Genomic DNA, 12,877 nt, shown 5'->3' with positions numbered 1-12,877 from the left:
AATGCGACAATATCAACAGCTCTTAAAGGAAAAAGGAATTAAACAAAGTATGTCAAGAAAAGGCAATTGCTTAGATAATGCTATCATTGAAAACTTCTTTGGAATACTCAAATCGGAGTTGTTCTATCTTAAAAAGTACAACTCAATAAATCAATTAAAAAAAGAGATTCAAGAGTATATAGTATATTACAATAACGACAGAATTAAATCAAATTTAAACAAAATGAGCCCGATACAATATCGAGCTCATTATTATCAAAATTAATTATAAATTTGTCTAAACTTTTGGGTGCAGTCCACTCAGAATGGTTTTTTTATGCTCCAAAATTTATATCTAGATTGCCATCGTATATCCGGATTTCTAATTTTCTGGCATGAAATCACTGAATCTTTGATACTTGTATATCAATTTCTTTAAAATAAAATTAATAGTAAAAAGGACCGAAGTCGTTACTAATCCTCGCCATAAACTGGTATCGTTTCCTACCATTGCATCTACTGATGAGCAGAATTAATAGTACATCAGCAGTGTTCAGTTGAGACAATTCTTTCTTGCCCAAAAGTTGTAAAGAGACAACCATAAAAAAATAAACGGCACTACTGCGAAGAATTATAGCAAGGTACTCGTTCATTTTTTTTGGTTTACTAATTGGTTTTTTAACTTTATACGATGACCAAAACTTCAGTCAGGTTTTTTAAATTAAAGGGTAGCAAAATGTTATTTTAAGTCTGTTTTTTGTTTGAAATTTTTTTCAATAGCTTTGATCATTTCGCCAGCAATATCTTTATTCGTAGCACCTTCAATTCCTTCTAATCCTGGTGATGAATTTACTTCCAGTAATAAGGGACCTTTTGAAGAACGAATGATATCAACTCCAGCCACTTTTAAGTCCATTGCTTTTGTAGCTTTTATGGCAATACGTTTTTCCTCTGCTGTTACTTTTATAATGGATGCCGTTCCTCCAAGATGAATGTTGGCTCTAAATTCGCCAGGCATGGCTTCGCGCTGAATAGCGGCGACTACTTTTCCGTCAATTACAAAACAACGAATGTCTTTTCCGTTCGCTTCTTTGATGAATTCTTGAACTAATATATTGGCATTTAAGCTTTTGAAAGCATTAATAACACTTTCTGCAGCTTTTTTAGTTTCGGCTAAGACGACACCTTTCCCTTGAGTTCCTTCCAACAATTTTACGATTAAAGGAGAACCGCCTACCATTTTTATTAAATCATCGGTATCCAAAGGAGAGTTGGCAAAACCTGTAGTTGGAATTTCTACACCGTGATTCAGTAGTAATTGCAACGAATATAATTTATCGCGTGACTGCGTAATAGCATTAGATGAATTCAAACAATATACTTTTAAGGCTTCAAACTGTCTCGTTAAAGCGCACCCGTAAAAAGTAATACTAGGTCTGATTCTAGGTATAATGGCATCAAATTGATTTAGTATTTTACCGCCACGATAATGAATTTCTGGCGTTTTTGCATCCAGTTTCATATAGCATTCCTTGATGTTCAGAAAGTGCATTTCGTGACCACGCATTTCGCCCGCTTCCATAATACGCTTGTTGCTGTACAATTCAGGATTACTGGCTAAAAGTCCGATTCGTAAACCAGAACTCGCTTTTTCCGAGTTTTTATATAATTCTTTTAAAGTGTCAGTTGTTGGTTGTCCTAAAAGATATTTTTGTTCGGGATCAACTAGAACTCTTCCGCTCATGGCTTCACGACCTAAAAGCATTCGGAAACCCATGGAATCTCGATTGGTCAATGTCATTTCTATTGGCCACTGCGAACTTCCAATTTGTAGATTTGTTTGGATTACATAGCGTTGTTCTCTAAATCCACTGGAACTTTTAACAATTCGTTTGTCAATTAAAGGTGCTTCACAATGAATGACCGTTTTTAAATTATTTTGAATTGGGTTAATGTCAAATTTTACCCAGTTGCTTTCATTTTTAATGAATGGAGCAATGTTTATAGCATGTAGAGCAGATGTTTTTGCACCTGAATCTACACGGGCTTTAATAGTAGGAATTCCTAATTCTGGAAAAGAACACCATTCTTCACTCCCTAGAATAACTTTGTTATCTGACATAAATTAATTTTATTAAATCTTTTTTATAAAAATCAAATGTAAATATTTGTTTTCAAAAAAAGTATGATTACTGTAAAGAATAAACCCGCTATGTTATAAAAACGTAACGGGTTTATTTTACTGAATTTGTTTGTAAATTTAAGGATTTGTAGGCTCTCCAGCTTTATGAATTTGAACTGTAAGTTCTTGTGAACCTTCTTCAATATCCATGAAAATCTCATCTCCGGAACTAATTTTCGAAGTGATAATTTCTTCTGCAAGTGCATCTTCAACATATTTCTGAATAGCTCTTTTTAAAGGTCTAGCACCAAATTGTCTATCGAAACCTTTCTCTGCAATAAAAGCTTTTGCTTTATCAGAAAGATTCAATTGGTAGCCTAATTCAGCAACACGAGCAAATAATTTTTTCAATTCGATTTCGATAATTAAATCGATATCATGTTTCTCCAGAGCATTGAAGACAATTACATCGTCTATTCTGTTAAGGAATTCAGGAGCAAAAGTTTTTTTCAATGCATTTTCGATAATGCTTTTCGAATTATCGTCAGCTTGAGCTACTTTTGCAGCAGTTCCAAAACCTACACCTTGTCCAAAATCTTTTAATTGTCTGGCTCCAACATTTGAAGTCATGATAATTATAGTGTTTTTGAAATCAATTTTTCGGCCTAAACTATCAGTCAAATATCCGTCATCTAAAACTTGCAATAACATGTTGAAAACATCAGGATGTGCTTTTTCTATTTCATCTAATAGGACAACACAATAGGGTTTTCTGCGAACTTTCTCTGTTAACTGTCCGCCTTCTTCATATCCTACGTATCCCGGAGGTGCTCCAACTAAACGAGAGATTGCAAATTTTTCCATGTATTCACTCATGTCAATTCGGATCAAAGCATCTTCAGAATCGAATAATTCTTTGGCGAGTACTTTGGCTAATTGCGTTTTACCAACACCGGTTTGTCCCAAGAAAATAAAAGAACCAATTGGTCGATTCGGATCTTTTAACCCTGCACGATTTCTTTGTATGGAACGTGCAATTTTCATTACAGCTTCTCTTTGTCCAATTACTTTTCCTTCAATAAGTTCTGGTAATTTTGCAAGTTTGTTACTTTCAGTTTGAGCAATACGATTAACAGGGATACCACTCATCATAGAAACTACATCGGCAACATTGTCTTCAGTAACTTCAATTCGGTTGTTTTTAGCATCTTCTTCCCATTGTTCTTGAGCAATTGCTAAATCTTTTTCAATTCGTTTTTCATCATCACGAAGTTTGGCAGCCTCTTCGTATTTTTGTTTTTTGACTACAACATTTTTTAGTTCACGGACCTCTTCTAATTGACGTTCGAGGTCTAAAATTTGCTTCGGAACTTCAATATTGGTAATATGGACTCTCGAACCTGCTTCGTCTAATGCATCAATGGCTTTGTCCGGCAAGAAACGTTCAGACATATACCTATCTGTTAATTTAACACAAGCCTCTATTGCTTCTTCAGAGTAGGTAACATTGTGGTGATCTTCGTATTTATTTTTAATATTATGCAAAATAGTAATCGTTTCGGCAACAGATGTAGGCTCAACAATTATCTTTTGAAAACGTCTTTCTAATGCACCATCTTTTTCTATGTATTGTCTGTATTCGTCTAAGGTTGTAGCACCAATACATTGGATTTCTCCTCTAGCTAATGCAGGTTTAAACATATTGGATGCATCCAAAGATCCTGTTGCCCCACCAGCACCAACAATGGTATGAATTTCATCAATAAAAAGAATGATGTCGTCGTTCTTTTCCAGTTCGTTCATCACTGCTTTCATGCGTTCTTCAAATTGCCCTCTATATTTTGTACCGGCAACAAGACTCGCTAAATCTAAGGTAACCACACGCTTATTGAATAAAGTACGCGATACTTTTTTCTGAATAATGCGCAAGGCTAGGCCTTCAGCAATAGCTGATTTTCCCACTCCAGGTTCTCCTATAAGTAAAGGATTGTTTTTTTTGCGACGGCTCAAAATTTGAGAAACACGTTCAATTTCTTTTTCACGTCCTACAACGGGATCCAGTTTTCCTTCTTCGGCCATTTCTGTTAAATCTCTTCCGAAATTATCTAAAACAGGAGTTTTAGATTTTTTGTTGGATTTATTAGCTGGATTGTTAAAAGTCCCTTCTTTTAGACTGTCATCTTGTCCGGAATCGTCATTATACGATTCGTTTCGGGGTAAATTTTCTATAAAATCTTCTTCGTTTGGAGTCATATTTAGGTATTGTTCTTTAGCTATATCGTAATCAATTTTGAGTTTATTCAATAGCTTGGTTGTTGGATCGTTTTCGTTTCTTAAGATGCATAATAGTAAATGCGCGGTGCTGATGGACGTACTTTGAAAAACTTTGGCTTCCAGAAAAGTAGTTTTTAAGGCTCGTTCCGCTTGACGTGTCAAGTGCAAATTTTTCTTTTCGACGTTTACTTCGACGCTGGGGCTTGCTGGGCTTAGAATCTCTACTTTTCTTCGTAAATGGTCTAGATCAACATCCAAGTTATTCAATATTTGAATAGCTTTTCCGTTTCCGTCTCTTAGAATTCCAAGCATTAAGTGTTCTGTGCCGATGAAATCATGACCCAGTCGCAAAGCTTCCTCTTTACTGTAGGTTATAACGTCTTTTACTCTTGGTGAAAAATTATCATCCATAATATATATTTGATATCGTAAATTTAGTGAATTAGTGATAGAAAAACAAAAACCATTCCTATAAGTAGTCGTGTCAGCTAAGAGACAAAAATTATACATATATATGAGTTAAATTTCCCTTAAATTATTAACTAAAAGAGAAGTTTATTTTGTTAATAAATCATTGAAATAAGTGTTTTAAAATTGGTTTAAAAATTTCAAAAAAGCGTATATTGGCACGTTTTGAAACTAATATAATTATTTAATATAACAACTTATGTCTGAAGGAGAAAAGTTAATTCCTATTAACATTGAAGATGAAATGAAAACGGCCTACATCGATTATTCGATGTCAGTAATTGTATCAAGAGCGCTTCCAGATGTTAGAGATGGCTTGAAACCAGTACATCGAAGAGTACTATTTGGAATGCATGATTTAGGAGTTAATTCGAGATCAGCCCACAAAAAGTCTGCAAGAATTGTTGGGGAAGTTCTTGGTAAATATCACCCTCACGGTGACACCTCTGTTTATGATGCCATGGTACGTATGGCACAAGAGTGGAGCATGCGTTATTTATTGATTGATGGTCAGGGTAACTTTGGGTCTGTAGATGGTGATAGTCCTGCAGCAATGCGTTATACGGAGGCTAGAATGCGTAAGATTTCGGAAGAAATCTTGGCAGATATCGATAAAGAAACAGTTGATTTTAAATTGAATTTTGATGATACGTTAGAAGAGCCAACAGTAATGCCAACACGAGTTCCTACCTTATTAATAAATGGGGCGACAGGAATTGCGGTAGGTATGGCTACTAATATGCCACCTCACAACTTAACTGAGGTAATCAACGGTACGTTAGCTTTCATGGACAACAATGACATTGAAATTGACGAGTTGATGACGCATATTAAAGCCCCAGATTTTCCTACTGGTGGTATAATATATGGATATGAAGGTGTTCGTGAAGCATTCAAAACAGGTAGAGGGCGTATTGTAATGCGTGCAAAAGTTGGTTTTGAAGAAGTAGACGGAAGAGAATGTATTATTGTTACCGAAATTCCATATCAAGTCAACAAGGCTGACATGATTAAGCGTACGGCTGATTTGGTAAATGATAAAAAAATTGATGGAATTGCGAATATCCGTGACGAATCGGATAGAAACGGGATGCGTATCGTTTATATTTTAAAACGTGATGCTACCCCAAACGTAGTTTTAAATACACTTTATAAATTTACACAATTACAATCTTCTTTTAGTGTAAACAATATTGCCATTGTAAAAGGACGTCCGCAAATGTTGAATCTGAAAGATTTGATTCATTATTTTATCGAACACCGTCACGATGTAGTAACTCGCAGAACGCAATTTGAATTGAAGAAAGCGGAAGCAAGAGCACATATATTAGAAGGTTTGATCATTGCTTCGGATAATATTGACGAAGTAATTGCGTTAATCAAAGCTTCAAAAAGTACAGAAGAAGCTAGAGAGAAATTAATCGAAAGATTCAAATTATCAGATATTCAATCTCGTGCTATCGTAGAAATGCGCTTGCGTCAATTAACCGGTCTGGAACAAGACAAGTTAAGAACAGAATACGATGAAATCATGAAGTTAATTGAGCATTTGAAAGCTTTATTAGCGGATGTAAACTTAAGAATAGCCTTGATTAAAGAAGAGCTGACTGAAATCCGTGATAAATATGGAGATGAACGTCGTTCTAAAATTGAATATTCAGGAGGTGATGTAAGTATCGAAGATTTAATTGCCGATGAAAATGTAGTTATTACCATTTCTCATGCAGGTTATATTAAACGTACCAATCTTACTGAATACAAAACTCAGAATAGAGGTGGAGTTGGTCAAAAAAGTGCTGGAACTAGAGATCAAGATTTCTTAGAACACATGTTTGTGGCAACGAATCACCAGTATATGATGTTCTTTACTCAAAAAGGAAAATGTTTCTGGATGCGTGTTTATGAAATACCAGAAGGAAGTAAAACCGCTAAAGGTAGAGCAATTCAAAATTTGGTAAATATTGAAAGCGATGACAAAGTGAAAGCTTTTATTTGTACTCAAGATTTAAAAGATAAAGATTATATTAATAGTCATAATTTGATCATGGTGACCAAAAAAGGTCAGGTAAAGAAAACGTCATTAGAGAAATATTCTAAGCCAAGAGTAAATGGAGTTGCTGCAATTACTATTAAAGAAGGGGATGAATTATTAGAAGCCAAATTAACGAATGGTGAAAGCCAAATTATATTAGCTGTGAAATCAGGTAAATTAGTTCGTTTTGAAGAAACTAAAACCCGTCCAATGGGAAGAACCGCTTCAGGAGTTCGCGGAATCACTCTGAAGGATGATACGGATGAAGTTATTGGCATGGTTACTGTAAATGATATGAGCAGTGAAATATTAGTTGTAGCTGAAAATGGATATGGAAAACGTTCTAGTCTTGATGAATATAGAATTACAAATCGTGGTGGTAAAGGTGTTAAAACCTTAAATATTACCGAGAAAACAGGAAAGCTAATTTCTATAAATTCAGTTACAGATGCCGATGATTTAATGATCATCAACAAATCTGGGTTGACTATCAGAATGGCTGTTGAAGATTTGAGAGTGATGGGTCGCGCTACGCAAGGAGTGAAATTGATTAACATTAAAGGAAATGACTCGATTGCAGCGGTTACAAAAGTCATGAAAGATGATGTGGCTGAAGTAGTTGTAGATGAGGAAGGGAATGTTATTGAAACAGAAGCTATTGAAAGAGTTAAGCCCGTCTTAGAAGTTCTTGAGGACGAAGGTGTAGAGGAGGAGGATGATGAAGATGATACGGAAGAAGATGACGCTGACGATGAAACTGATGAAGACGATTCGGATGATGAAGCATAAATTTAAAATAGATTAAGTAACAATAAGTATTAAATAAACACAGAATATTATGAAAAGTAAATATGTAATCTTAGCATCAGCGTTATTGATATCAGTAGCTACTTTTGCTCAAAAAGATCAAATTAAAGCTGCTGAAAAGGCGCTTAAAGGTGGAAAATCCCAAGAAGCAGTCATCATTTTGATGGAAGCAGAATCTTTAATAGCTACTGCTACAGATGCTGAAAAGGCACAGTTTTTCTTTGTAAAAGGAAATGCTTTATTAGATTTAGCAAACAAGAATATTGATGCCAATACGAATCTTTCGCTTGCCGCAAAATCATATCAGGATTTAATTGCAGCTGAAAAACTTTCTGGGAAAGTAAAATTCTCAACACAAGCAGCTGCTTCAATAACAGATATCAAATTCAAATTAATTAATGGTGCAATTGCTGATTCAAAAATTGAAAAGCATTCAGATAGTGCTAAAAAATTATATGATGCTTATTTGTTAGATAAAAAAGACACTATCAATTTATATTATGCAGCTTCTACTTATGTAAATGCAAATGAATATGATAAAGCGCTAGAGTTATACGAGAATTTAAAAAACTTGAACTATTCAGGACAAGGTACTAGCTATTTTGCAGTGAATAAATTAACCAGCCAAGAAGATTTTTTTGCTACTGCTGCTGAAAGAGATAGAATGGTGAAGTTAGGAACGCATGAAAAGCCAAGAACCGAAGCTATTCCTTCTAAAAGAGGAGAGATTTATAAAAATATGGCTTTGATTTTAGTTGAAAAAGGAAAAACAGACGAGGCTAAAAAAGCAATTTCTGAAGCTAGAAAAGCAAATCCAGAAGATAATTCTTTGCTTTTGACAGAGGCTAATCTTTACTTGGAAACTAAAGATTTTGAAATGTACAAAAAACTAATCGCTGAAGTTTTAGAAAAAAACCCTAACGACGCAGATTTAGTTTTTAACTTAGGTGTGATAAGTGCCAATGCCAAAAACGTTACTGAGGCTGAAAAATACTATAAAAGGGTGATTGAAATCGATCCAAAATACATCAACGCCTATATTAATTTATCCGCTTTGAAATTAGAAAATGAAAAAGTTATTATTGATGAAATGAATAAACTTGGAACTTCTACTAAGGATATGAAGCGTTATGATGATTTGAAAAAGAAGAGAGAAGATTTGTTCAAAAGTGCTATTCCTTATCTTCAAAAAGCAGTAGAATTAGATCCTAAAAACTCGGATGTTTCTAAAACACTTTTAGGGGTTTATAATGCTTTGGAAATGACAGCAGAATACAAAGCGTTGAAAGCTAAGAATTAGAAAGTCAATTCGCATTGATACTATAAAAAACCTATCTAGAGAATTCTAGATAGGTTTTTTTATATAATCTTTTTAATAACTCGTAATTTATGGGTGTGTTTATTTGTCTCGGCATTAAAAATTCCCAAATGATCCAATCGATCCACGCGAACTTTACCGCTAGCATGAATGATGTAATTATCGTCCATGATGATGCCTACGTGAATAATTTTGCCTTCCTCGTTATCAAAAAAAGCTAAGTCTCCAGGCTCACTTTCTTCAATAAAACTCAAAGCTTCTCCCTGAGTTGATTGTTGAGAAGCATCACGGAGTAATTTGTACCCATTTAATTTATACACCATTTGAGTAAATCCTGAACAATCTATTCCAAAAGGACTTTTCCCCCCCCAAAGATAAGGAGCGTTTAAATACATAAAAGCAGATTTAATAAGGTTCTCTTTGGTCTTCTCTCCGCTTGTTTTAGTTCCTTCGAAATCAAAATTAGACGTATTGATCTCATTGTTATTAATAAACGACACGGAGGAACCTAGAGGAATTGGAATCAATAAATTGGATGGCGTGGTTATATATTCAATTAAATCAGCATTTAGAATGATGGCTTCTATTGATAATTGATTAAAACCTGATTCAGAAATTAATTGAAATTGTTTAGAATCAACCCAGCCTTCATAACCGTCATATTGCATTTTGATAAAAGACCACTGCTTGTGTTGTTCTAAAATTTCGAAATGTTCTCCAAATAAAACTTGAGAAACAATTTCGCTTTTATCACTTGGTTCAAACCGAAGCGGTATCATTGCTAGATTACAAATTCCAAACATGTATGTTGAATTATGAGGTAAGAGTTATGAGCCATACGTTTCAAAATGTATAACTCATAACTCATAATTAATTAAATTCTTTCAATAACAACTGCTGAAGCACCACCACCACCATTGCAAATTGCAGCAGCACCGATATTTCCATTATTTTGTTCTAAAACGTTAAGTAATGTGACAATGATTCTCACTCCAGAACAACCCAGTGGATGTCCTAAAGATACAGCACCTCCATTTACATTTACTTTGCTACTGTCTAAGCCTAAAATTTTAGAATTAGCTAAACCTACAACTGCAAAAGCTTCGTTAAATTCGAAATAATCAACATCGCCAATGGCTATTCCTGCTTTTTCTAAAGCTTTAGGAATTGCTTTTGAAGGACTTGTTGTGAACCATTTTGGTTCTTGAGCCGCATCTGCATATCCTTTGATATAAGCCAAAGGCTTCAAACCTAATTCAAGTGCTTTTTCCTCGCTCATCAAAATTACTGCAGCAGCCCCATCGTTAATTGTGGAAGAATTAGCGGCTGTCACCGTGCCTTCTTTTGTAAATGCTGGATTTAAAGAGGGTATTTTGTCAATTTTTACATTTGTAAATTCTTCATCAGTAGAAACGATAATCGGATCTCCTTTTCTTTGAGGAACAGGAACGGGAACAACTTCATTATCAAATTTTCCCTCTTTCCATGCTTTAGCACTACGCTCGTAGGATTGAATTGCGGCCTTGTCTTGGTCTTCTCGGGTAAAATTATATTCCGATGCACATAAGTCAGCACAGACGCCCATAGCATTGTTGTCATAGGCATCAGACAATCCGTCTCGCTGCATTCCATCAATCATAGTTGTAGTGCCAAATTTTGTTCCATTTCTCAAATGCATGTAATGTGGAATTAAACTCATGTTTTCCATTCCACCTGCTACTACAATTTCGGCATCACCACATTGAATGGCTTGCGCGCCTAGCATCACTGCTTTCATTCCAGAAGCACATACTTTATTTATTGTGGTACAGGCTACAGTATTTGGTAAACCTGCAAATATAGCGGCTTGACGAGCAGGAGCTTGACCTACGCCAGCCTGAACTACGTTGCCCATATATACTTCATCAATCAAATTTGGATCTAATTTTATTTTGTCCAAAGCGCCTTTAATAGCAATTGCGCCTAATCTAGGAGCAGCGACTGTAGATAATCCCCCCATAAAACTTCCGATAGGTGTCCTAACGGCAGAAACGATAACAACTCTTTTGTTCATGACTTTCATAATGTTGGTTTATGAAGCAAATTTAATCTTTTTTAAACAATTTCATATTTTGATAAAGAGATTATCTTTTTTATATTTATTTCTATTGTATTTGTTTGATTGTGAAGTGTTTTTAAAAAAAGGATAAAAAAGTTTAAAAAAAAGGGTTCAAATAGTTGTGAGAAGTCTAAAGATGTCTTAAATTTGCAACCGCAAAACAGGACACGTTTCCTTGAGCTTGGAGGGGTGCCAGAGTGGTAATGGAGCAGTTTGCTAAACTGTCATCGAGCAATCGGTGCCAGGGTTCGAGTCCCTGTCCCTCCGCTTTATAGTTTTTGTTTACGGGGTGTAGCGTAGCTCGGTTATCGCGCCTGCTTTGGGAGCAGGAGGCCGCAGGTTCGAATCCTGCCACCCCGACTAGTTTTTACAGCAGTAATGGAGGCATAGCTCAGCTGGATAGAGCACCTGCCTTCTAAGCAGGCGGTCGAAGGTTCGAATCCTTCTGCCTTCACAAAAACCGATACTTTTATTAGTATCGGTTTTTTTTGTTTTAATAATTCCTGAAATCTCTTTATTTATGGTATTTTTATAAAAAATAGATTATATGCTTTCCTACTTCAAACTTCTCGTGCCTTTTTGTATTTTCTTTTGTTTCGCCTCTTGTAAGTCGCAAGCCATTTTGTCTGATAAACTGGAAATAAATAGTTCATTAAGTAATGATACCACATTTGTAAATTTGAAAGAGTATACTAGTGATTTTGTTTATGACATGAAGTACGCAACAGAAGATAATTTTCTAAAGACAAAAGTGTACGATTGTGCCGAATGCTTTTTAAGATTAAAAACGGTGAAGGCACTTATTGAAGCCAATAAAAAATTCATAGAAAAAGGATATAAAATCAAAATTTTTGATTGTTACCGGCCTTTGGATATTCAAAAGAAAATGTGGACTATCGTTTCGAATCCTAAATATGTAGCAAATCCTGCTAAGGGCTCTATTCATAATAGAGGAGGAGCGGTAGATATTACTTTGGTAGATGATAGCGGAACAGAACTCGATATGGGTACCACATTCGATTTTTTTGGAATCGAAGCCAGTCATAACTATCCGAAAGTTTCAGAAGCAGTAAAACAAAATAGAATACTATTAAAAACCCTTATGACTAGTAGTGGATTCAATTCTTTTGATTCCGAATGGTGGCACTACAATTTGAAGTCAGGTTTGAATGATAAAGTATCTAATGCTAAATGGGATTGCAAATAGTACCTTATTCTATACATTGTAGGTAATTAATGAAGTAGGTCTCCGGATTGTACACTTCATTTGTCAATTCCGATGTAAACTCTTTTTTCAAGATATAATCTTCTGTATCAGTCAAATATTTTATACGCATCATGGATACTGGAACGTTTTTTAATTCTTCAAAACTACCTTTCATGAACATGAAAACTCCAGAATTAACTCTGTTGTCAAAACCTTTATCATCCCGCAATAGCGTTCCGCAATTTTCTTGGTCAACATGAATCAGTGTAATTATTTTTCCATTATTTAATTGTAAAAATAATTTAGAATTTTTATCAAAACAATTCGCTTTTAAAAAATCTTTACTTTTTTGAATAAGTTGTATATTCAATGTGGGCATACCGTCTGTTAAAGCAAGGGAATAAAAAATATAGCTAGAATTTCCAGCAAATTTTTTTTCGCTAATCATGTATTCCTTTGTGGATTTATAAGTTCCTAAGGAATCAGCTACTTCTGAACTGTATTCACAAGGTTTTTGAGCAAATAAACTGCAGCTGAAAAGAAATAAGGCAAGAAGGAGCAAGTGTTTCATT

General features: G+C 34.8%; 9 protein-coding genes and 3 tRNA genes. 7 read left to right on the top strand and 5 right to left on the bottom strand.

Annotated elements, in window-relative coordinates:
- Nucleotides 1-265, top strand: a 265-nt coding sequence (locus tag E0F91_RS12255; RefSeq protein ID WP_132066767.1) for an IS3 family transposase, incomplete at its 5' end; no start/stop codon positions are given.
- A 453-nt stretch (nt 266-718) separates the two neighbouring features.
- Here the strand turns inward: E0F91_RS12255 and rimK are convergent.
- On the bottom strand, nt 719-2,101 hold the full coding sequence (gene rimK, locus E0F91_RS12245) for a 30S ribosomal protein S6--L-glutamate ligase (protein WP_132066765.1): 1,383 nt from the start codon (nt 2,099-2,101) through the stop codon (nt 719-721).
- A gap of 138 nt (nt 2,102-2,239) precedes the next feature.
- A complete protein-coding gene (locus tag E0F91_RS12240) occupies nt 2,240-4,786 on the bottom strand; it encodes an ATP-dependent Clp protease ATP-binding subunit (protein ID WP_132066764.1) in 2,547 nt (848 codons plus the stop codon).
- Nucleotides 4,787-5,042: 256 nt separating this feature from the next.
- On the opposite strand from E0F91_RS12240, the gene gyrA reads away from it, so the two are divergent.
- Both gyrA and E0F91_RS12230 read left to right on the top strand, forming a co-directional pair.
- Nucleotides 5,043-7,664, top strand: coding sequence for a DNA gyrase subunit A (gyrA, locus tag E0F91_RS12235; RefSeq protein WP_132066763.1), 2,622 nt, complete (start codon nt 5,043-5,045; stop codon nt 7,662-7,664).
- Nucleotides 7,665-7,713: 49 nt separating this feature from the next.
- Nucleotides 7,714-8,982 carry a tetratricopeptide repeat protein gene (locus tag E0F91_RS12230; RefSeq protein ID WP_132066762.1) on the top strand — a complete coding sequence of 423 codons (1,269 nt, stop codon included), beginning with the start codon at nt 7,714-7,716 and terminating at the stop codon, nt 8,980-8,982.
- Nucleotides 8,983-9,041: 59 nt separating this feature from the next.
- Here the strand turns inward: E0F91_RS12230 and E0F91_RS12225 are convergent, their stop codons facing one another.
- The gene (locus tag E0F91_RS12225) at nt 9,042-9,803 is read right to left on the bottom strand and encodes a C40 family peptidase (RefSeq protein ID WP_132066761.1); all 762 of its coding nucleotides are present in this window, start codon (nt 9,801-9,803) and stop codon (nt 9,042-9,044) included.
- A 71-nt stretch (nt 9,804-9,874) separates the two neighbouring features.
- On the bottom strand, nt 9,875-11,053 hold the full coding sequence (locus E0F91_RS12220) for an acetyl-CoA C-acyltransferase (protein ID WP_132066771.1): 1,179 nt from the start codon (nt 11,051-11,053) through the stop codon (nt 9,875-9,877).
- A 228-nt stretch (nt 11,054-11,281) separates the two neighbouring features.
- On the opposite strand from E0F91_RS12220, the gene E0F91_RS12215 reads away from it, so the two are divergent.
- From E0F91_RS12215 to ddpX, 4 genes are all read left to right on the top strand, one after another.
- Nucleotides 11,282-11,365 (top strand) — tRNA-Ser (locus E0F91_RS12215).
- Between the two features lie 18 nt (nt 11,366-11,383).
- Nucleotides 11,384-11,458 (top strand) — tRNA-Pro (locus E0F91_RS12210).
- A gap of 20 nt (nt 11,459-11,478) precedes the next feature.
- Nucleotides 11,479-11,552 (top strand) — tRNA-Arg (locus E0F91_RS12205).
- A gap of 93 nt (nt 11,553-11,645) precedes the next feature.
- Entirely contained in the window at nt 11,646-12,305 is a 660-nt protein-coding gene (ddpX, locus tag E0F91_RS12200; protein ID WP_132066760.1) for a D-alanyl-D-alanine dipeptidase, read from the top strand.
- Between the two features lie 4 nt (nt 12,306-12,309).
- On the opposite strand, the gene E0F91_RS12195 is transcribed toward ddpX, so the two are convergent.
- The gene (locus E0F91_RS12195) at nt 12,310-12,876 is read right to left on the bottom strand and encodes a hypothetical protein (protein ID WP_132066759.1); all 567 of its coding nucleotides are present in this window, start codon (nt 12,874-12,876) and stop codon (nt 12,310-12,312) included.
- Nucleotide 12,877 lies beyond the last annotated feature (1 nt).

This window comes from Flavobacterium sandaracinum (assembly GCF_004349135.1).
GTDB lineage: Bacteria > Bacteroidota > Bacteroidia > Flavobacteriales > Flavobacteriaceae > Flavobacterium > Flavobacterium sandaracinum.
This window is presented reverse-complemented; position numbering and strand designations above follow the sequence as displayed.

What these genes read in the sequence shown, in the direction of transcription:
- E0F91_RS12230 (WP_132066762.1), top strand. Translation starts at nt 7,714, where the DNA reads ATGAAAAGTAAATATGTAATCTTAGCATCAGCGTTATTGATATCAGTA.
- E0F91_RS12240 (WP_132066764.1), bottom strand. Translation starts at nt 4,786, where the DNA reads ATGGATGATAATTTTTCACCAAGAGTAAAAGACGTTATAACCTACAGT.
- E0F91_RS12195 (WP_132066759.1), bottom strand. Translation starts at nt 12,876, where the DNA reads ATGAAACACTTGCTCCTTCTTGCCTTATTTCTTTTCAGCTGCAGTTTA.
- E0F91_RS12225 (WP_132066761.1), bottom strand. Translation starts at nt 9,803, where the DNA reads ATGTTTGGAATTTGTAATCTAGCAATGATACCGCTTCGGTTTGAACCA.
- E0F91_RS12220 (WP_132066771.1), bottom strand. Translation starts at nt 11,053, where the DNA reads ATGAACAAAAGAGTTGTTATCGTTTCTGCCGTTAGGACACCTATCGGA.
- ddpX (WP_132066760.1), top strand. Translation starts at nt 11,646, where the DNA reads ATGCTTTCCTACTTCAAACTTCTCGTGCCTTTTTGTATTTTCTTTTGT.
- gyrA (WP_132066763.1), top strand. Translation starts at nt 5,043, where the DNA reads ATGTCTGAAGGAGAAAAGTTAATTCCTATTAACATTGAAGATGAAATG.
- rimK (WP_132066765.1), bottom strand. Translation starts at nt 2,101, where the DNA reads ATGTCAGATAACAAAGTTATTCTAGGGAGTGAAGAATGGTGTTCTTTT.